Source organism: Herminiimonas arsenitoxidans (genome assembly GCF_900130075.1).
In the GTDB taxonomy this organism is placed as follows: Bacteria; Pseudomonadota; Gammaproteobacteria; order Burkholderiales; family Burkholderiaceae_D; genus Oxalicibacterium; species Oxalicibacterium arsenitoxidans.
Map to the genome: position 1 here is coordinate 2,160,039 of NZ_LT671418.1, position 20,056 is coordinate 2,180,094.

The 20,056-nt window shown below is 50.8% G+C and carries 15 protein-coding genes, 3 tRNA genes and 1 rRNA gene; 9 read left to right on the forward strand and 10 right to left on the reverse strand.

All coding sequences use genetic code 11. The features are described from left to right. Positions 1–155: 155 nt before the first annotated feature. The 6 genes from BQ6873_RS10170 to apaG all read right to left on the reverse strand — a co-directional run bounded on the left by BQ6873_RS10170 (position 156) and on the right by apaG (position 5,082). A tRNA-Ala gene (locus BQ6873_RS10170) sits at positions 156–231 on the reverse strand. A gap of 22 nt (positions 232–253) precedes the next feature. After that, positions 254–330: transfer RNA gene (locus BQ6873_RS10175), tRNA-Ile, on the reverse strand. Positions 331–452: 122 nt separating this feature from the next. Continuing rightward, positions 453–1,985: ribosomal RNA gene (locus BQ6873_RS10180) — 16S ribosomal RNA — on the reverse strand. Between the two features lie 567 nt (positions 1,986–2,552). After that, the gene (locus BQ6873_RS10185) at positions 2,553–3,329 is read right to left on the reverse strand and encodes an enoyl-CoA hydratase (RefSeq protein WP_076592542.1); all 777 of its coding nucleotides are present in this window, start codon (positions 3,327–3,329) and stop codon (positions 2,553–2,555) included. Positions 3,330–3,371: 42 nt separating this feature from the next. After that, positions 3,372–4,544 (reverse strand): murein transglycosylase A, encoded by a 1,173-nt coding sequence (gene mltA / locus BQ6873_RS10190; protein WP_157889151.1) that lies wholly within the window; start codon positions 4,542–4,544, stop codon positions 3,372–3,374. A gap of 163 nt (positions 4,545–4,707) precedes the next feature. Further along, positions 4,708–5,082 (reverse strand): Co2+/Mg2+ efflux protein ApaG, encoded by a 375-nt coding sequence (apaG, locus tag BQ6873_RS10195; RefSeq protein ID WP_076592544.1) that lies wholly within the window; start codon positions 5,080–5,082, stop codon positions 4,708–4,710. A 183-nt stretch (positions 5,083–5,265) separates the two neighbouring features. Between apaG and rpe the strand changes: the two genes are divergently transcribed. The 7 genes from rpe (at position 5,266) to trpC (ending at position 11,446) form a co-directional block, all read left to right on the forward strand. After that, on the forward strand, positions 5,266–5,931 hold the full coding sequence (rpe, locus tag BQ6873_RS10200) for a ribulose-phosphate 3-epimerase (protein WP_076592545.1): 666 nt from the start codon (positions 5,266–5,268) through the stop codon (positions 5,929–5,931). 26 nt (positions 5,932–5,957) lie between these two features. Beyond that, positions 5,958–6,632, forward strand: coding sequence for a phosphoglycolate phosphatase (locus BQ6873_RS10205; protein ID WP_076594059.1), 675 nt, complete (start codon positions 5,958–5,960; stop codon positions 6,630–6,632). A gap of 195 nt (positions 6,633–6,827) precedes the next feature. Then, entirely contained in the window at positions 6,828–8,324 is a 1,497-nt protein-coding gene (gene trpE, locus BQ6873_RS10210; protein WP_076592546.1) for an anthranilate synthase component I, read from the forward strand. Next, positions 8,325–8,888 carry an aminodeoxychorismate/anthranilate synthase component II gene (locus BQ6873_RS10215; protein WP_076592547.1) on the forward strand — a complete coding sequence of 188 codons (564 nt, stop codon included), beginning with the start codon at positions 8,325–8,327 and terminating at the stop codon, positions 8,886–8,888. It abuts the gene before it with no gap. A gap of 43 nt (positions 8,889–8,931) precedes the next feature. Beyond that, a complete protein-coding gene (gene trpD, locus BQ6873_RS10220) occupies positions 8,932–9,969 on the forward strand; it encodes an anthranilate phosphoribosyltransferase (protein WP_076594060.1) in 1,038 nt (345 codons plus the stop codon). A 23-nt stretch (positions 9,970–9,992) separates the two neighbouring features. Next, positions 9,993–10,625 carry a LysE family translocator gene (locus BQ6873_RS10225; RefSeq protein WP_076592548.1) on the forward strand — a complete coding sequence of 211 codons (633 nt, stop codon included), beginning with the start codon at positions 9,993–9,995 and terminating at the stop codon, positions 10,623–10,625. 20 nt (positions 10,626–10,645) lie between these two features. After that, entirely contained in the window at positions 10,646–11,446 is an 801-nt protein-coding gene (gene trpC, locus BQ6873_RS10230) for an indole-3-glycerol phosphate synthase TrpC (protein WP_076592549.1), read from the forward strand. A gap of 58 nt (positions 11,447–11,504) precedes the next feature. On the opposite strand, the gene BQ6873_RS10235 is transcribed toward trpC, so the two are convergent. The 3 genes from BQ6873_RS10235 to BQ6873_RS10245 all read right to left on the reverse strand — a co-directional run bounded on the left by BQ6873_RS10235 (position 11,505) and on the right by BQ6873_RS10245 (position 15,425). Further along, positions 11,505–13,304 carry a M61 family metallopeptidase gene (locus BQ6873_RS10235; protein WP_076592550.1) on the reverse strand — a complete coding sequence of 600 codons (1,800 nt, stop codon included), beginning with the start codon at positions 13,302–13,304 and terminating at the stop codon, positions 11,505–11,507. Between the two features lie 170 nt (positions 13,305–13,474). Next, complete coding sequence (locus BQ6873_RS10240; protein ID WP_076592551.1) at positions 13,475–14,194, reverse strand: DsbC family protein; 720 nt, start codon at positions 14,192–14,194, stop codon at positions 13,475–13,477. Positions 14,195–14,231: 37 nt separating this feature from the next. Further along, complete coding sequence (locus BQ6873_RS10245; RefSeq protein WP_076592552.1) at positions 14,232–15,425, reverse strand: UbiH/UbiF family hydroxylase; 1,194 nt, start codon at positions 15,423–15,425, stop codon at positions 14,232–14,234. Between the two features lie 124 nt (positions 15,426–15,549). On the opposite strand from BQ6873_RS10245, the gene BQ6873_RS10250 reads away from it, so the two are divergent. Next, a tRNA-Phe gene (locus tag BQ6873_RS10250) sits at positions 15,550–15,625 on the forward strand. Positions 15,626–15,728: 103 nt separating this feature from the next. Here the strand turns inward: BQ6873_RS10250 and BQ6873_RS10255 are convergent. Beyond that, the gene (locus BQ6873_RS10255) at positions 15,729–19,064 is read right to left on the reverse strand and encodes a right-handed parallel beta-helix repeat-containing protein (RefSeq protein WP_076592553.1); all 3,336 of its coding nucleotides are present in this window, start codon (positions 19,062–19,064) and stop codon (positions 15,729–15,731) included. Between the two features lie 405 nt (positions 19,065–19,469). Between BQ6873_RS10255 and BQ6873_RS10260 the strand changes: the two genes are divergently transcribed. Continuing rightward, positions 19,470–19,886, forward strand: coding sequence for a YidB family protein (locus BQ6873_RS10260; protein ID WP_076592554.1), 417 nt, complete (start codon positions 19,470–19,472; stop codon positions 19,884–19,886). Positions 19,887–20,056 lie beyond the last annotated feature (170 nt).

The window sequence follows — 20,056 nt, forward strand, 5'->3', positions numbered from 1 at the left end:
CGCATCTCAACAATGCTTGCGCATCATTGGTTTGCACCAATAAATCTTTACTTCTTCCAAATTGTTAAAGAACAAAAACAGCCAATGATCTATCTAAAAGATCAAACCTAAATCACGTCTACACTTTCATGCAGATCAACTTAGGTTTGACATCTTGGTGGAGGTTGACGGGATCGAACCGACGACCCCCTGCTTGCAAAGCAGGTGCTCTCCCAGCTGAGCTAAACCCCCGAAACCGGTTATACGTATTTCTTGGTGGGTCTGGTTGGGCTCGAACCAACGACCCCCGCGTTATCAACACGGTGCTCTAACCAACTGAGCTACAGACCCGTTTGGATCAGTACCAACCAACAACCCGCAGACTGATTCAGCCTGCGTACTGCCGACATTAACTGTTCTTTTCTTACTAACAGACGATAAGTGTGGACGCTTAACTTTCACGCAAACTCTAGAAAGGAGGTGATCCAGCCGCACCTTCCGATACGGCTACCTTGTTACGACTTCACCCCAGTCACGAATCCCACCGTGGTAAGCGCCCTCCTTACGGTTAGGCTACCTACTTCTGGTGAAACCCGCTCCCATGGTGTGACGGGCGGTGTGTACAAGACCCGGGAACGTATTCACCGCGACATGCTGATCCGCGATTACTAGCGATTCCAACTTCATGTAGTCGAGTTGCAGACTACAATCCGGACTACGATACACTTTCTGGGATTAGCTCCCCCTCGCGGGTTGGCGGCCCTCTGTATGTACCATTGTATGACGTGTGAAGCCCTACCCATAAGGGCCATGAGGACTTGACGTCATCCCCACCTTCCTCCGGTTTGTCACCGGCAGTCTCATTAGAGTGCCCTTTCGTAGCAACTAATGACAAGGGTTGCGCTCGTTGCGGGACTTAACCCAACATCTCACGACACGAGCTGACGACAGCCATGCAGCACCTGTGTTACGGCTCTCTTTCGAGCACCCTCTAATCTCTCAGAGGTTCCGTACATGTCAAGGGTAGGTAAGGTTTTTCGCGTTGCATCGAATTAATCCACATCATCCACCGCTTGTGCGGGTCCCCGTCAATTCCTTTGAGTTTTAATCTTGCGACCGTACTCCCCAGGCGGTCTACTTCACGCGTTAGCTGCGTTACTAAGTCAATTAAGACCCAACAACTAGTAGACATCGTTTAGGGCGTGGACTACCAGGGTATCTAATCCTGTTTGCTCCCCACGCTTTCGTGCATGAGCGTCAGTGTTATCCCAGGGGGCTGCCTTCGCCATCGGTATTCCTCCACATCTCTACGCATTTCACTGCTACACGTGGAATTCTACCCCCCTCTGACACACTCTAGCCATGCAGTCTCAAATGCCATTCCCAGGTTGAGCCCGGGGATTTCACATCTGACTTACATAACCGCCTGCGCACGCTTTACGCCCAGTAATTCCGATTAACGCTTGCACCCTACGTATTACCGCGGCTGCTGGCACGTAGTTAGCCGGTGCTTATTCTTCAGGTACCGTCATTAGCAAACTGTATTAGAGCTCACCGTTTCTTCCCTGACAAAAGAGCTTTACAACCCGAAGGCCTTCTTCACTCACGCGGCATTGCTGGATCAGGCTTGCGCCCATTGTCCAAAATTCCCCACTGCTGCCTCCCGTAGGAGTCTGGACCGTGTCTCAGTTCCAGTGTGGCTGGTCGTCCTCTCAGACCAGCTACTGATCGATGCCTTGGTAGGCTTTTACCCCACCAACTAGCTAATCAGATATCGGCCGCTCCATGAGCATGAGGTCTTGCGATCCCCCACTTTCATCCGTAGATCGTATGCGGTATTAGCGCAACTTTCGCTGCGTTATCCCCCACTCTAGGGTACGTTCCGATATATTACTCACCCGTTCGCCACTCGCCATCAGGAGCAAGCTCCCATGCTGCCGTTCGACTTGCATGTGTAAGGCATGCCGCCAGCGTTCAATCTGAGCCAGGATCAAACTCTTCAGTTTAATCTCTGTTTTATGTCATTGCTGACATGGTTCTTTCGAACCGGTCGCTCACTCAAAATACTGACAGGTACTTTCATTTAACTGAAAGTATCTATATTTCTTTGTGAGCATTTAATGTTTAAAGTTATGACAACGAATAAATTCGCTGCCGCGCTTCCATCAAACGCCCACACTTATCGACTGTTAATTTTTAAAGAACCTGTTCTGCTTCGCTATCAACTTGCGTCGTTTGCGTCGCTGCGAATCGTTTTGTTCGTCAGCAGCAGAGAGATGAGATTATGTGGCATGTCTTCGTTTTCGTCAACATCTTTTTAATTTATTTTTTAAAAGATTTTTTACAAACTCTTTTAAAAACTTCTTAAAAAGACTCGCTTTAAAACCACTAAAACGAACGTCGAAAACAAATCCAAAAACAACCACTTCTTCACCCCCATCACACTCACATTTCAGCTCGCTTACTTCGCGTTTCGCTGCGTGTTCTGCGACGGGAGCCGAACTATAGCAAAGCTTCTTTCAACTTGGCAAGCGCTTTTCTGAAAATAATATAAATTCTTTTTACAGAGGCTTTTAAACGTTCTTAAAACTAGGTGAACGCTTCTCCAAAAATGCCTGCATTCCTTCCTTCTGGTCCTCTGTAGCGAAGGTGCTGTGGAACAATCTACGTTCGAATTGCACGCCTTCTGCCAGCGTCGTTTCATAGGCACGGTTGATAGACTCTTTCGCCATCATCACCATAGGTAGCGACATACTTGCTATTACGGTTGCCGCTGCCAATGCTTCTTCAATCAACTTATCTGCAGCAACAACGCGCGATACCAAACCCGCACGCTCAGCTTCGGCCGCATCCATCATGCGCGCCGTCAAACATAGATCCATAGCTTTGGCTTTAGATACTGCACGCGGCAAACGCTGTGTGCCGCCGGCACCAGGAATAATGCCTAGCTTGATTTCTGGCTGGCCGAACTTGGCAGTATCAGCAGCAATAATGAAATCGCACATCATGGCCAGCTCACAACCACCACCCAGCGCATATCCCGCCACCGCAGCAATCACCGGCTTACGTATGCTGCGAATCTGCTCCCAATTACGCGTGATGTAATCGCCTTTATATACATCCATATATGTATACGTCGCCATCAGAGCGATATCAGCGCCGGCGGCAAATGCCTTTTCGCTACCAGTAATGATCATGCAACCGATATCGTCGTTGGCATCAAACGATTGCAGCGCTTGCCCCAGTTCATCCATTAACTTGTCATTGAGCGCATTCAGCGCAGCAGGCCGATTAAGTGTGATGAGCCCGACTTTGCCGTGGATTTCGACCAGAATATTTTCGTATTGCATGGAATCGCTCCTATATATGCTGCACTAGATACTATTCAGACATCACTTTGGTAATAAAACCCACATCGTGCCGCGTTGCTTCATGCGTCCAGCCAGTTCACCTGCTTGCGCACCAAACCCCCAGAAGTAATCTGCGCGTACGGCATTCTTGATAGCGCCACCCGTATCTTGCGCCATGACCAGGCGCTGCAAGGCAGCATTGCTGTTCGGCTGCGTGGTTGCCAAAAATACAGGAGCGCCCAACGGTATATATTGTGGATCGATCGCAATCGAACGCTGCGGCGTCAAAGGCACGCCCATCGCGCCTTTCGGGCCAACCTTCGGATCGATTACTTTTTCTTCTCTGAAGAAGACATAACTTGGATTGGCGTTCAATAACTCTTGTTGCCGTCCTGGATTGGCAATCACCCACGCTTTAATACTTTGCGCAGATGCTTGATCCAGTGTCATCTCGCCCTTATCAACCAAATAACGGCCGATAGATTTATAGGGCTGACCATTTTGGTCGGCGTAGGCAACGCGCACGATTTCCTTACCGTCTGCCAGTTGCACGCGGCCGGAACCTTGCACTTGCAGAAAGAAAGCCTCGATAGGATCGTCCACCCACAGGATTTCCTTACCGGCCAAAGAATTCGATTGCGCCATTTCTGCGCGCGATGGATAGGCAACCACTTTATTGCCGACCAAACGTCCACGCAAACGCATACCTTTTAACTCTGGGTACACACTCGCTAGGTCTATCGTCAGAATATCGTCGGGCACGCGATGCAAAGGCGTCTGATATGGACCACCACGTTTGCGCGCACCGCGCAATAAAGGTTCGTAGTAACCGGTAACCAAGCCATTATCCGAACCGTCGGGATTCGTTACCTGGTAAGGCGTGAAGTAAGTTTCAAAGAACTGGCGCACCGCATCGTCATTATTACTGTCGACGCTTGCTGCGGCGGCACACGCATTCTTCCAATTCACTCTTCTAATCAATACCGAGCAGGACGACTGAAATGCCGGCCAGGCCTCGCGCTGATTATCTGCCTTCCAACCTGGCAAAGCGTTGAAGGTTGTCGGGCGCAAGGCTGGACTGACTTCAGTTTTAGGTAAATCGCCCGGCGTCACGACCGGTTTCGTCGGCACAACAGGCTTCTCGGGCGGGAGTGTCGAGCAGGAAACAAGACCAAGCAGAATGGATGCGAGTAAACTAAGGCGAATAAATGACATGGGAGTAATTGGCAATGTGGCTATTATTGGTTGAAGCGGGAATCGCGCTGTTCTTACTTTTCTTTATCGTGTGGTGGACTATGTTCTCGGGACAGAAGCCGAACCATCCACCAACAAAGAAACCATTACCGCCCAAAGACGATACAACGGATCAATCGCAGAATTAATGCAAAGTACGCGGCAGAGACAACACAAATTCAGGAATCTTCACCTCAAATTGCTCGCCATCTTCTGCCACACAGAAATACTCACCAGTCATTGACCCTTGCGGTGTCGGCATAGACGTCCCACTGGTGTACTCGAACTGCTCCCCAGGCTGCAACAATGGCTGATTACCAACAACACCCAGACCGCGCACTTCCTGCACATGGTTGTTGGCATCGGTAATCACCCAGTGGCGCGAGATCAATTGCGCCGCCACTTGCCCGGTATTTTTGATCGTCACCGCATACGCGAATACATAGTTAGAGCGCCCAGGATCGGATTGCTCCTCCAGATACTGCGTATTAACGGTCACGGTAAATTCGTAAGATGCCATTTGATTCCTTTTGTGCAGCAAGTTCCCTGCGCTGCTTTTATCGTTCAGTTCTGCCGAGCAATGCACATTCAATTGCTCTTATATATACATAGCAGCCCATTGCACACGAAATTCCTACGCCATGCAAGGCGCCACTTAAGAGTCGCGGGTTAAAATAGCGACTTCTTCTTCAAAGTCACGACCATGCCAAACTATCGCATCGCTCCCAGCATCCTATCCGCCGATTTTGCCCGTCTTGGCGAAGAAGTGCGCAATGTTGTCACCGCCGGCGCCGACATCATTCACTTCGACGTCATGGATAACCATTATGTTCCGAATCTGACGATAGGACCTTTGGTATGCGAAGCCATACGTCCGCATGTACAAGTACCTATCGACGTACACCTGATGGTCAAGCCGGTAGACCGCATTATTCCTGACTTTGCCAAGGCTGGTGCCAATATCATCACCTTCCACCCGGAAGCGTCCGAGCATATAGACCGCACACTGCAATTGATACGCGACAACGGTTGCAAAGCCGGCCTCGTCTTCAATCCAGCCACGCCTCTGCACCACTTGGAACACGTGATGGATAAGCTCGACATCATCCTGATGATGTCGGTCAATCCTGGCTTCGGCGGCCAATCCTTCATTCCGCACACACTTAAAAAAATCGCAGCAGTGCGCAAGCTGATCGATGAATCCGGTCGCGACATCATGCTGGAAGTCGATGGCGGCATCAAAATCGACAATATCGAAGCCGCAGCACGCGCTGGCGCAGACACCTTCGTCGCCGGCTCTGCCATCTTCGGCAAACCAGATTACAAAGCCGTGATCGATGCAATGCGCAGCGAATTAGCAAAAGTATGAGCCTGAGCAACGCGACTGAAAACCAAATGCTGCACGGCATACGCGGCGTCATCGTTGATCTCGACGGCACCATGCTGCATACCGCGCAGGATTTGCATATCGCCATCAATCGCATGCGTGATGGCTTAGGATTAGCACCACTGGATCTCGATACCGCCATCAGCTTTGTCGGCAAGGGCGCAGAGAATCTGGTGCGCAAGACCATAGGCGTTGATTTTTCACCTAGCGACGTTGAGCTGCGTTTCGCAGAGGCCATGGCCTTGTTCGAGAAACACTATTTCGACGTGAATGGCGAATTCGCCACCGCCTATCCTGGCGTACACGAAGGTCTGCAAGAAATGCAGGCCAAAGGTTTGCGACTGGCTTGCGTCACCAATAAGCCGATGGCATTTACTTTGCCGTTGCTGAAGAAAACCGGCTTGCACGATTACTTTGAAGTGATTTACGGTGGTGACTCCTTTGCGAAAAAGAAGCCAGATCCCATGCAATTGCTGCAGGTATGCACTGATTTTGCTCTGGCACCCGCGCAAATCGTAGCCATCGGCGATTCCATCAACGATTCGCAGGCAGCACGTGCTGCAGGTTGCAAAGTTCTCAACGTCCCTTACGGCTACAACCACGGGCAGGCTATACAAGATGTCGATAGCGATGGTATAGTTTCCTCGCTGCTAGACGCAGCACATCTTATTTCACCAACATAAATCATCATGTCTCTCGACAAAAAACGTATCGCAACACCGGGCGCCCATGAGGCCTGGCTATGGCGAGGCTGGCAAAACTGGTCTTAAACACCACTTGCCGCTGATCGCCTATATTTTTGCGCGATCAGCAACGTTTTTTACAGTACTTACTAAAGTACTAAACCGCTCGTCTACAATAGCGGTCCGGAGAGAACTATGACTGAACTCGAATTCAAATCGTTAGCCGCGCAAGGCTACAACCGTATTCCCTTGATCGCCGAAGCTTTCGCCGATCTGGAAACACCGCTCACGCTCTACCTGAAACTGGCACAAACCCAGAATGGTGGGAAGAATACCTTCCTGCTGGAATCTGTCGTCGGTGGTGAGCGTTTCGGGCGCTATTCCTTTATCGGCTTGCCAGCCAATACGCTGATGCGCAGCTTTGGTACGCGCATCGAAGTCGTCAAGAACGGCAAGATCGTTGAAACCGTTGAAGGCAATCCGCTCGACTTCATCGCGGAATTCCAGGCACGCTATAAAGTAGCCATTTTGCCCGGCATGCCGCGCTTCTGTGGCGGCCTGGCTGGCTACTTTGGTTACGACGCTGTGCGCCATGTGGAAAAACGTCTGGCACATTCCACGCCGAAAGACGATCTCGGCCTGCCAGAGATCCAATTACTGCTGACCGAAGAACTGGCTGTCATCGACAATCTGTCCGGCAAGCTGTATCTGATCGTGTACACCGACCCAACCCAGCCGGAAGCCTTCAGCAAAGGGCGTCAGCGCCTGAAAGACTTGCGCGCCATGTTGCATCGCGCGGTTGAGTTGCCGGTGACAACTGCGTCGGTACGTACCGACACGATACGTGAATTCGATAAAGAGTCTTATCTGGCAGCCGTCGCCAAGGCCAAAGAATATGTCATGGCCGGCGACTTGATGCAGGTACAAATCGGCCAGCGCATCAAGAAGCGATATGTCGATTCGCCGCTCACGCTGTACCGTGCACTGCGTTCGCTGAATCCGTCGCCGTATATGTATTTCTATAATTTCGGTGATATGCAAATCGTCGGTTCGTCGCCGGAAATCCTGGTGCGCAACGAGACTGTTTCAGAAGACAAAAAGAAAATCACGATACGTCCATTGGCCGGCACCCGCCCACGCGGCGCGACACCGGAAAAGGATGCGGCACTGGCAAAAGAATTGCTGGCCGATCCGAAGGAAATCGCGGAACACGTGATGCTGATCGACCTCGCACGCAATGACATCGGCCGCATCGCGGAAACCGGTAGCGTGCAAGTCACCGACAAACTCGTGATCGAGAAATACTCGCACGTACAACACATCGTTTCCAATGTCGAAGGCACGCTGAAATCAGGCTTGTCGAATCTGGATGTGCTGAAAGCGACGTTCCCGGCCGGTACCTTGTCCGGTGCGCCGAAAGTGCGCGCGATGGAAATCATCGATGAACTGGAACCAACCAAGCGCGGCATTTATGGCGGCGCTTGCGGTTACCTGTCCTTTGGCGGTGAAATGGACCTGGCGATTGCGATCCGTACCGGCGTTATCAAGGATGGCATGCTATATGTACAAGCGGCAGCCGGCATCGTCGCCGATTCGGTGCCCGAGATGGAATGGCAGGAAACCGAGAACAAGGCGCGTGCAGTGCTGAGAGCAGCAGAACAGGTACAAGACGGTTTGGACGGGGAGATTTAAATGTTACTGATGATCGATAACTACGACTCGTTCACCTACAACCTGGTGCAATACTTCGGCGAATTGGGCGAAGACGTGCACACCGTGCGTAACGACGAGATCACACTGGAACAAATCGCAGCGCTGAATCCTGAGCGCATCTGCATTTCACCTGGCCCTTGCACACCGCATGAAGCCGGCGTGTCCGTGCCTATCCTGCAGCAATTCGCAGGCAAGCTGCCTATCCTCGGCGTCTGCCTGGGGCATCAGGCTATCGGCGCAGCATTCGGCGGCAAGGTCGTGCGCGCGCAGCAAGTCATGCATGGCAAGACGTCGCAAATCACACATACCGGCGTCGGCGTCTTCAAGGATTTGCCATCGCCATACACCGTGATTCGCTATCACTCGCTGGCGATCGAACGCGCATCGCTACCGGACTGCCTGGAAGTCACCGCATGGACCGATGATGGCGAAATCATGGGTGTGCGCCACAAGGAGTTCGATATTCAGGGCGTGCAATTCCATCCGGAATCCATCCTATCCGAACATGGACATGCGCTGCTGAAAAACTTCCTCGTGCGCTGAGATGGATAGTGCCGCAAGTCATTTGAATACAGAAAGCATCGTCATGCCGATCACCGAACAAGAAGCTTTAATGCGCTGTATCGATCATCGTGAAATCTTCCACGATGAGATGCTACATTTGTTCCGCAAGATCATGAGTGGTGAAATGTCGCCGGTCATGATCGCGGCATTGACGATGGGACTGCGCGTCAAGAAGGAAAGCATAGGCGAGATCGCAGCAGCGGCTCAGGTCATGCGCGAATTCTCGACCAAAGTACCGCTGACCGATACCACCAATCTGCTCGACATCGTCGGCACTGGTGGTGACGGCGCCAATACTTTCAATATTTCCACCGCATCGATGTTTGTCGCCGCCTCGGCCGGTGCACGCATCGCCAAGCATGGCGGTCGCAGCGTTTCCTCATCGTCAGGCAGTGCCGACGTACTGGAATCGCTGGGTGCGAATATCAACCTCAAGCCTGAACTGGTCGCCGAATCGATCGCACAAACCGGCATAGGCTTCATGTTTGCCCCTAACCATCACGCCGCGATGAAACACGCGGCACCGGTACGCAAGGAACTCGGCGTACGGACTATCTTCAATATCCTGGGCCCACTGACCAATCCTGCCGGTGCGCCTAACATCCTGATGGGCGTGTTTCATCCTGATCTGGTCGGCATACAAGTGCGCGTGTTGCAACGCCTGGGTGCGCAACATGCGATCGTGGTCTGGGGTCGCGACAATATGGATGAAGTCTCGCTGGGTGCAGCCACCATGGTCGGCGAACTGGTCAACGGCGAAATCTGCGAATATGAAATCCATCCAGAAGACTTCGGCCTGCAAATGATCGCCAGCCGCAACCTGAAGGTAGCCAATTCGGTGGAATCGAAAGCCAAAATATTTGAAGCACTCGATAACGTCGATGGTGCAGCACGCGACATCGTTGCCTTGAATGCTGGCACCGCACTGTATGCAGCCGGCGTCGCCAGCTCGATCGCCGATGGCTTGGCAAAAGCACGCGAGGCCATTGCATCGGGTGCAGCACGCGCCAAGCTCGAACAGTTCGTCAATGTCACTACGCAATTGGGCGGCAAGGCCTGATTTCTTACTAAAAGACAAACATCATGATTCCGCTCCATGACTTGTTGATCTTCTCGCTGGCCGCATTGGTGCTGGTGCTTACGCCCGGCCCCAACATGATGTATTGCGTGTCGCGCTCGATTTGTCAGGGACGGACTGCGGGCATGATTTCCTTGCTTGGCGTGGCGACAGGTTTCATCTTTCACATGTTGGCAGCGGCGTTCGGTTTGACGGCCTTGTTTCTAACAATCCCCATCGCTTACGACCTGATCAAATACCTCGGTGCTGCGTATCTGCTGTGGATGGCATGGAATGCGATCAAACCGGGCGGTACTTCGCCGTTTCAAACCCAGAATCTTCCGCACGACAGTAATGCGACGCTGTTCCGCATGGGCTTTCTGACCAATCTGCTCAATCCCAAGGCGGCGATGTTTTACATGTCCTTCCTGCCGCAATTCATTCATGCTGAGCATGGTCACGTGATGCTGCAAAGTCTGACACTGGGCGCAACGCAAATTGCTGTCAGCTTTACAGTCAACTGCTTGCTGATTCTGGCTGCCAGCGCCATCGCCGGATTCTTCTCGAACAACCCAGGCTGGATGCGAACGCAACGTTATGTCATGGGACTGACGCTAGGCGCATTGGCATTCAGGCTGGCGATCGATCAACGTAAATAAGCAGTAACCAAGGAATATCCATGTCAGACATTCTCAATAAAATCCTCGACGTCAAAGCCGATGAAGTCGCCGCTGCGAAAAAATATCGCAACCTAACGAGCTTGCGTAGTGAAGTAGAGAACGACAAAGAAGCGCGTGCAGCTATTCGTGGCTTTGAAGCGAGCCTGCGAGCGAAAATTACCGCAGGAAACGCCGGCATCATTGCCGAAATTAAAAAAGCATCGCCATCCAAAGGCGTGATACGCCCGAACTTCCATCCAGCCGACATCGCGGTCAGCTATGAAAAAAATGGCGCCGCCTGTTTATCCGTACTGACCGACGTACAGTTCTTCCAAGGCGCACCAGAATATCTGAAGCAAGCACGTGCTGCTTGTGCGCTACCAGCATTGCGCAAAGACTTCATCGTCGATCCGTATCAACTGTATGAAGCGCGCTCCTGGGGTGCCGATTGCATATTGCTGATCGTCGCCGCGCTGGATCATGGTTTGATGGCAGAACTGGAAGCCTGCGCGCATGAATTGGGCATGAATGTTTTGGTGGAAGTACACAATGCGGAAGAATTGACGGCGGCATTAAAACTGAAAACCAGCCTGCTGGGTGTCAATAATCGCAACCTGCGCACCTTCGAGACTTCGCTGCAAACCACGCTGGATTTGCTGCCGCGTATTTCGCCGGACAAGCTGGTCATTACCGAATCAGCTATCGTCACACCTGACGATGTGAAGAAAATGCGCGATGCCGATGTGCATGCCTTCCTCGTCGGCGAAGCCTTTATGCGTGCGCCAGATCCGGGCACCGAACTAAGTCGCCTGTTTAATTAAGCTACTTAACTAAGCGACACACGCAGGTGTGCGACGATCGCGCACCTGTCCCTCTACTTCAATCCTGTAAATTCAACCACGCTTTACGCAAACGTAGTGCCGCTACTGGCTTGTCCCCGCTCTTCAGCGTGACGGCAGGCACATCCGACGGTGCCAGCACTGCATTGAAGATCATCAATTCATCGCGCCGGAAGGCATGCAAGCCGATGGTCTGGCCAACACGATAACGACTCAACAGACTATCCAGATTAGTCGCCGTCACGCGCAGGCCATCAATCGCGACCAACACGTCACCGGCAGACAAACCTGCCTTGTGCGCAGCGCCACCTTCATACACATTCGCCACTTTGCAGTCATTGCCGTCGCGCACCGTGCGCATGCCCAAACCTGGTTTCGCATTCTTGCGCTCGTCGGCAAAGTCGACACCGAAAGGTGCCAGCAATTTAGCCAACGGAATATCTTCAGTACCGCGTACCCAGCGATCCAATACCTTTTTTAGCTTGAGGCCGGTCACGCTATCGAATAGCGCATCAACTTCCGCTTCGGTTATACCGCGTCCGGCTTTGCCATCCTGATAGAAGTCGCGGCCGTATTGCTGCCATAAGGCTAGCATCACATCGTCCAGCGATTTTTTGCCCTTGGTTTGTTCACGGATAGTCAGATCCAGCGCCAGACCGACCAATGAGCCTTTGGTGTAATAACTGACGATGGCATTCGGTGCATTCTCATCCTGACGGTAATACTTAGTCCAGGCATCGAAGCTGGATTCCGCCACACTTTGTTTGTGACGACCTGTGCCGCGCAATACGTTATTGACGGTTTTCGCCACCAGTTTCAGATAAGCAGGCTCATCAATGACACCACTGCGCACCAGCATCAGATCATCGTAATAACTGGTGAAGCCTTCGAACAACCAAAGCAGCGGTGTGTAACCCTCTGCCTTCAAATCGTAAGGCGCAAAAGCGGCTGGCTTGATGCGCTTGACGTTCCAGGTGTGGAAGTACTCATGGCTGCACAAACCGAGGAAGGTGCGATAACCATCCGTCATTTCCTTTTGACCTTTGACCGGCAAATCGGCGCGCGAGCAAATCAGCGCAGTCGATGCGCGATGCTCCAACCCGCCATATCCATCACCGACTACCATCGTCATGAAAACATAACGGTCTACCGGTGCGCGATGCGTTTTCGGTTCAAATAAAGAGATTTGCGCTTCACATATTTTTTGCAAATCGGCGCTCAAGCGCGGCAGATCCAAATTAGGTATGCGCCCCGTGAACACAAGATCATGCTGTACGCCGTGCGCTTTGAAACTCGCCAATGCAAATGTACCCAGTTCAACTGGGTGATCGATCAACTCATCGTAGTTCGATGCGATATAAGAACCGAAACCGTAACGCTTGGCTTTCAGTTGACGCATCGCAGTAGCAACGCGCCATTTTTCATAAGCGTCGCCTTGTGGCTTCTGAATATCGACTTCATGCACGCGCTGCTCTTGTCCATCGACCTGCAGGAAAACACTGGTGCCGTTAAAGAAACCATGCGTCTTATCCAGATGTGCAGTGCGTACCGACAAATCCCACGCATAGACTTCATAGTGCACGGTCAATGAACCAGTGCATACATCAGCGAGCCAGGTATGCTTATCCAGTTTGTTTAGCGCAACTTCATAACCACCGGATTCAGCGCGTATGCGTACGATGTTCTTCGAAAACTCGCGAATCATGTAGCTGCCTGGAATCCACGCAGGCAGAGAGAAGCGTTGTCCAGCCGGATCGGGCTGACTGACCGTCACGCTCACGGCAAATAAATGCGCGGCCAAATCTTTGGGAACGATGGTGTATTGAATTGCGTTTTTCATGCTAAGCCGTTGTAAGGTACAAGAACGTTAGTTTAGCGGTATCTGCCTGCGTACGCAGATCACGCCTTAAATAGAAATGATGCACGCGCGCCATTTCTATCATCAGAATACTTCTCAGAAATGAAAACGGCTACGCAAGCGTAGCCGTTTTCATTATTGCCAAATATTTTTTACTTGATGGTCGCCAATTTAGCTTCCAAACCTTTGGCATCAATTGCGCCAGGAATGCGTGAGCCATCGGTGAAGATGATTGTTGGCGTACCAGTGACACCCATTCTTTGTCCCAATGCCAACACTTTTTCATGTGGCGTTGTGCATTTATCGGACGCAGGAGCAGGTGCTTTTCCATTCAGCATCCAATCATCCCACGCTTTATTGCGATCAGCGGAGCACCAAACGTTGCGCGATTTAGCAATCGAATCCGGCGACAGAATGTTGTACATGAAGGTGTAGACAGTAATGTCGTTGATACCTTCGAGAGTCTGGCGGAAGCGTTTGCAGTAACCACAGTTCGGATCTTCGAATACTGCGATCACGCGCTTGCCATTACCTTTGACCTGCTTCATCGCAGCTTCCAATGGCAGATCACTGAAGGCAACCTTGTTGATTTCTTCCAGGCGTGCTTTGGTGTAATCCTGATATGTCTTGGTATCGACTACGCGGCCGATGAACAAAAATTGTGCTTTTGCATCGGTGTAAATGATGTCGCCATTTACTTGCACTTCATACAAACCGGAATAAGGCGTTTTGCTTACCGATACCACTTTCGCATCGCTACCCAGACGTGGCTCAATTGCTTTACGCACCGCTACTTCTTGCGCGGTTTCAGCAAAAGCACTCACAAAGGCCAAGCCCAACAATGCCGCTGCTGCAGCCTTGATTATTTTCATATTACATTCCGTTAAGATTTTTCAGATGGGAGTGGTATTACAAAGACTTTCCCAGTGCGTGCCCAATAAGGCGTCTTTTTAAGACTGGCAACTTGTTCACCAAGTTCAATCCTATATTGCGTACAACTCGCAAAGGCTCCAGATCAGTACCAAACAACCGAGCCAAACCATCGGTTGCCAATTGCATCAACAGTATATCTTCCTTGCGTGTACGTGCATAACGCGACAACACGCGCGCATCGCCGCAGTCGCGGTGCATGCCGCGCTCAGTGACTGTTTTGATCAATGCTGCGACATCGGCAAACCCCAGATTCATCCCATGTCCTGCCAGCGGATGAATCACATGCGCGGCATCGCCAACCAACGCAATACGCGGCGCAGTAATGGTATGCGGACGAATCAAGGACAGAGGGAATGATTTCATCACCTCTGGTTGCAAAGGCGACAAGGTACCGAGTTGTTGCATCGACAAATCAGTTACCCGCGCGGCAAGTTGCGTGAGCGATTCTTTTGATAATGTCTCTGCCAAGGTCTCCGGCGCCGACCACACCAGTGATACGCGCTGTCCCGGCAAGGGCAAGAGCGCAATGATGCCTTCCGCTGCGGAGAACCATTGATACGCCACGCCATGATGCGGTTTTTCACAAGCGAAGTTGGAAACGATGGCGCGCTGACCATAAGGCCGATAGTCGAAATCGATATTGCACTGCGCGCGTACCCACGATTGTCCGCCGTCGGCACCGACTAATAACTCCGCCGCAAGCGTATCGCCATTGGCGAGCTCCACGCCCGCACTGGTATCGTTTGATTGCAGGCTGACCGCACGCCCATGGACGATCTGTACATTCGATGCGAATTTCAATGCAGCATCCAGCGCTTGATTCAAATTACGGTCTTCAACTATCCATGCCAATGTGCCAACGCGCGCGCCATAGGCATCAAATGCCAACTCACCGGCAGTGGCGCCATCGCCATTTACCACCATGGAATCAACAGGCTCTACGCGACTTGCATCCAGTGCATCCCACACTTTCACAGAAGACAATAAAGTCTGCGCAATATGATTTACCGCATAGACCCGCACATCCCACTCTTCTTTTACGACGGAAAATGCAGTCGGCGCAGCAGGACTTAATAAGCTGACCTTCAGTCCAGCCTGCGCAAAACCAAGCGCAGCGGCTTTCCCGATGGCGCCATCACCAATAATACAAACGTCGCTTTGCACATGCATAAAGCCAAATCCGTGAAAGAAGAAGGAGGAAATTACTGAAGCACGCTCATTATAGCGGCTGAAAATAATTCAAATTGCACATACCTCTTGCAGACTTCAATAGTTTTGCTATAATTGCGCGCTTGGCCTGGTAGCTCAGTCGGTAGAGCAGAGGATTGAAAATCCTTGTGTCGGTGGTTCGATTCCGCCCCGGGCCACCAAAGTATTCAAATAGAAGCGCCTCATGTTTTCGCATGAGGCGTTTTTTATTGTTCGGCACCTTTTGCTGCAAGTGTTTTCAGCAAAAGATACCCGCCCAATACATCAATACACTTCCCGCATATAAATCACCGGACCGCTTTTGTAGACGCCGAAAGTCGCCCGCGCGCCGGGATCGTCATCAAACAAAATTTGCGACCAACGCCCCTGCAGCCAAGGCTGTGCTGCAGAAGTCACGGCCGTACATGCAATTCCTGCTGGCGGCGCAGTATCCGCACCTAAGTCGACGCAAACATCCACGCTGCCATTACTCGCGGGCGCTGGTGCCGGCCTTGTTAACACAATGCGACCAACGCCCAACTGGAGCGTGCTGCCACTCGCGACATGAGTTGCGACTGGCATATTGCTCGCATTAATGCCTCCTGCATAAGCACGGAACGCCACGTTTGCCGCTGCAACGGTAGTGCAGTTATCAGCAGCATTCACCACAAAATTCGTACCATTCCAGAAATCAGTTCTGATCGGCAGCGACAAATTCAACAACTCCGAACCATTCGCATTGTCTATTCGCATTCTGCCGTAGCGGAACTGATTTCCTGAGTCGAAGGCAATATTGCTGAATATTGGGGCCGGATTGGAAATAGGAATAGAAACAATATCACCGTGATTCGCTATCGTTTCCCTGGCAGTCACCGTCAAAGAAATATTTGCATTAAATGCCGCTCTAGGAGTCGTCGCATCACGCCGGAATGTAAGCTCGTCTGCAGCGTTCGCTGTAATGGTGCCGGTCCCATTACCTTTAAAAAGAGTAATGGGGCTTCCTACATAATCAAGTACGGGAAGAGTAGTCGGATCACTCGTATAGGTTTGCGCGACACCACCCTCAGTTAAGGTCCACAGCGCATCTCTGTAATTGGTAGTCGTAGCATTCGCGACATTCTGCGCTGTAATGGTGATCACTGGCAACGTCCTGTACCGGAATGGCTGGCCAATATAAGTAAAGGAACGTGCGCCAGTGCATGCCGCATTGAAAGTCCGAAATTCAGGAACAGTATTCACCGTCAGTGCAAAATGATCTGGCACAAAACGCCCGACCAAAACCGGCGCACTGGAAATCGTATATTCATCAACCGTAGAATCTCCCGGCTTGACATCCACATTGGCGAACACTTGGTCCGTCAATACGAGATTGAAGCTTCCAACCTCTGAATACATTGCCGCAGATGTCGTCGTCATACCGCTACCACTCCATGTTGTCGGTACCGCAGTCAGCGCCCCATTCACACACGTTGGTGTCGGCAATGTACAGGCAACCGTTGCAAGCGGACTTCCTGTGTAATTGCTGGTTGTAGTTTGCGCTGCGGCGGCATTCACTGCCGTTGCGCTTAGCCTGAATGGCTGACCAGCCTTGTGTACATTCCCACCTGCAACTGCATTATTGGCAAGCGTTCGCGTCACACCTGCCGTTTGCCAATCATTGTCAGTGACACTTACACCAATAAATTTATCTGGGCGAATCGCAAAATTGTCGCTGGAGCACGCAACGGAAGTCGCCGTACCGGTTGCAGGGTAAGTGAAACGCACGCGCACATCACGATATACATTAGGCACTGCGGCAATAGCGACACTCTGCCGCCCAGCACTAGCTGCTGCAAAGGTCATGACTTGTGAAGTAAGGAGTGTAGATGTGGCGGGGCAATTAACCGCATCCAGCGTGACACCAGTCCCGACATTTCCAAGTAACTCGACTTTGACATCACCCGAAAAACCTGACTCAACCGCAGTCTTTGCGGTATTCAATGCAATCGCATCCAACACGATTACATTGCCGGCAATTTTTGTCTTAATCACACCGGCGATTGCACCAGCAGCAGTAGCTGACTCAAAAGCATTAAAGCCACCGACCGCCGCATTAGTTGGAATCCCGACATAACAATTATTCGCGACCAAAGGACAATTGGGCAGTGGCGAGGTTTGCGGCACATTATTATTGCTACAACCAGATGCCCAATAATTCCCGCTGAAATCCTGGGCGCTCGACGCTGATGAAGCACATTTTTTTGCACTCGCATCATTGTAAAAACACGAATTATTAATGTGATTGGCCGAGCTCGGCTCAGACTCAAGATTTAGACGATAGTCGCCGCTTCCCTTGAGAATGGAATTTTGCAGTGAGACATTTTTCGCGTTATAGCTAAAGTACGCTCCATATCCTGCGGCAGCATTAACACAAATGTTATCCGCGACCACCTGGCTGGAACTCTCAACATGTATCCCATCTTTGTCAGCGCCATTGACCGTGATATTTTTTAAGGTATGAACAACCGCGGCGCCATAACGTAAATTGATGGCAGTTTTCTTAGCCGATTTCGCGAGCACACCATCAAGCGTAATGCCGCTCGGGGTACCAATATCGAGAGCAATATCCTGAGAACTAACATTGACATTTTTTATAGAAGAAACACCATACACAACTATCCCCGCACCACCCGCAGTGACCGCCACTGATTGCATGGAAACAATACCGCGATCCGCAGTTATCCCATCACCTGAACTAGTAACAGTCACTGTATTGAATGTATGTGCGCCATCTGCATTGGAAGTCAACTCAATGCCATTACCTCCGTTTGCGGTCACGACAACATTATTGAAAGTTAATTTCCCAGAGAGAGTGATATAAATACCTTTACCTGATTGCGATGTTGCCGTCATATTTGTAAATGAATGCGTCCGTGCATTCTCAACATAAACCATCTGAAAAGCATCTTTTTTACTCGCGACGGTAATGTCTTGAAACACTGCGCTGTACTTACTACCGACCGAGATACCAATCCCGTTAGTCGAGGAAACATTGATTGTTTTCATCGACCCCACACCACGTGCAACGGCAATTCCATCATCTGAACTATTGACCGTCACCGTATCAAAAATGTGTGCAGCGTCTGCGTTGTACTCGAGCACAATCCCGCTGCCAGTACTACTTGTAATATTCAAATTTTTAAAAGTGTGCGGCCCACCAGTTTGCAAATCAATGCCCGTGCCATTTGCAGTAATCGCCAGATTTTCAAATGTGTGCGTACCTATGCCATTGTTGTAATCATTCACAATGGCTGTTTTACCGCTACCCGTCGCTGTGATCGTCAGGTTTTTGAACGTTGCACTTTGTCCTGCGATTGTGAATACGGGCCCGCTACTGCTTATCTTCACGTCACTTCTATTACCAGTCGACGAACGTATCGTCAGATTGGATTGTGAAAACGGGAGAGATTCATTGTATGTACCTGAGCAGATAACAATTTCATCACCATTCGACGCTGCGGTAATTGCTGCTGCAATCGTTGTATAAGTTGCGCCGCTGGCGCAGACATTCCGTGTCGCCGCATAAGACGAGACGTTGATGCACAACAAAAGGAGAAATAACGCGTTGATTATTTTTTTCATGATTCACATCTTGATGAGATGACGATTTGATTTCCCATCCAAGATATCCCTTACATTGCCATACGAAAAAATCAGATTTTGTATTCAGTCATTCTGGCAAATCCAACGATATGCGCGTTCTAATGCTAGATGCCTGTGAGAAACAGACCACTGCATTCTAACAGTGGAGAAAACCACACCCAACAACCAACCAGAATAGAAACCAGTATTAACAAGAATTTACATTTCTCTCCCACGCAATTTATATTTCGAGCACTTATTCAACGTCACGCGGCATCTTCAATATTTGCCGAAAAGGAAGTCGCCAACGCGCGCTTGTTTTGATCTAGTATGGCTGAATGGGTTGTTCAGGCGCCCATATCGTGCCAACTCGGTACGCATTTATCGCCATTTTTGGAGGATATGATGGGATTACTCGATCAACTGACAGGACAGGTAATGGGTTCGCTCGGCGGGCAGAATAGTGCCGGTACACAGGGCGATTTAATGAGTAGCGTCATGGGGCTGGTCAATGGCGCAGGCGGTGTTCAGGGATTACTAGAGAAATTGCAAAACGGCGGCTTGGGCGATCAAGTCGCGTCATGGATAGGTACCGGTGAAAATCAACCGGTCTCTGCCGATCAAATCAAGAATGCGCTGGGAGAAGACAACGTCCAGCAAATTGCACAGCAAGCAGGTATAGAACCAGAGCGCGCCTCAGCTGGCTTGGCAGAACTTTTGCCGCAAATTATTGACAAACTCACACCGAACGGGCAAGTTCCAGAAGGTGGTGATCTGTTGCAACAAGGTTTAGGTATGCTGAAGGGAAAATTCTTCGGTTAGCTTTATTGTTGGGAGCAACAGACAAACAAATCTGCCTCTCCCGACAAAGTTGATGAGCAGTCGTCAACTGAATGGAGTTCCAAGTCGTTGTAGTCCAAGCAGCATGGTTGTAGTCACACCAATACTTAATAAAAAAGTGTTTCCCAATGACCCTTACTTGCGAGGTTCCA

What these genes read in the sequence shown, in the direction of transcription:
- trpC (WP_076592549.1), top strand. Translation starts at nt 10,646, where the DNA reads ATGTCAGACATTCTCAATAAAATCCTCGACGTCAAAGCCGATGAAGTC.
- BQ6873_RS10255 (WP_076592553.1), bottom strand. Translation starts at nt 19,064, where the DNA reads ATGAAAAAAATAATCAACGCGTTATTTCTCCTTTTGTTGTGCATCAAC.
- trpD (WP_076594060.1), top strand. Translation starts at nt 8,932, where the DNA reads ATGCCGATCACCGAACAAGAAGCTTTAATGCGCTGTATCGATCATCGT.
- trpE (WP_076592546.1), top strand. Translation starts at nt 6,828, where the DNA reads ATGACTGAACTCGAATTCAAATCGTTAGCCGCGCAAGGCTACAACCGT.
- BQ6873_RS10215 (WP_076592547.1), top strand. Translation starts at nt 8,325, where the DNA reads ATGTTACTGATGATCGATAACTACGACTCGTTCACCTACAACCTGGTG.
- BQ6873_RS10245 (WP_076592552.1), bottom strand. Translation starts at nt 15,425, where the DNA reads ATGCATGTGCAAAGCGACGTTTGTATTATTGGTGATGGCGCCATCGGG.
- BQ6873_RS10205 (WP_076594059.1), top strand. Translation starts at nt 5,958, where the DNA reads ATGCTGCACGGCATACGCGGCGTCATCGTTGATCTCGACGGCACCATG.
- BQ6873_RS10240 (WP_076592551.1), bottom strand. Translation starts at nt 14,194, where the DNA reads ATGAAAATAATCAAGGCTGCAGCAGCGGCATTGTTGGGCTTGGCCTTT.
- BQ6873_RS10185 (WP_076592542.1), bottom strand. Translation starts at nt 3,329, where the DNA reads ATGCAATACGAAAATATTCTGGTCGAAATCCACGGCAAAGTCGGGCTC.
- apaG (WP_076592544.1), bottom strand. Translation starts at nt 5,082, where the DNA reads ATGGCATCTTACGAATTTACCGTGACCGTTAATACGCAGTATCTGGAG.
- rpe (WP_076592545.1), top strand. Translation starts at nt 5,266, where the DNA reads ATGCCAAACTATCGCATCGCTCCCAGCATCCTATCCGCCGATTTTGCC.
- mltA (WP_157889151.1), bottom strand. Translation starts at nt 4,544, where the DNA reads ATGTCATTTATTCGCCTTAGTTTACTCGCATCCATTCTGCTTGGTCTT.
- BQ6873_RS10260 (WP_076592554.1), top strand. Translation starts at nt 19,470, where the DNA reads ATGGGATTACTCGATCAACTGACAGGACAGGTAATGGGTTCGCTCGGC.
- BQ6873_RS10235 (WP_076592550.1), bottom strand. Translation starts at nt 13,304, where the DNA reads ATGAAAAACGCAATTCAATACACCATCGTTCCCAAAGATTTGGCCGCG.
- BQ6873_RS10225 (WP_076592548.1), top strand. Translation starts at nt 9,993, where the DNA reads ATGATTCCGCTCCATGACTTGTTGATCTTCTCGCTGGCCGCATTGGTG.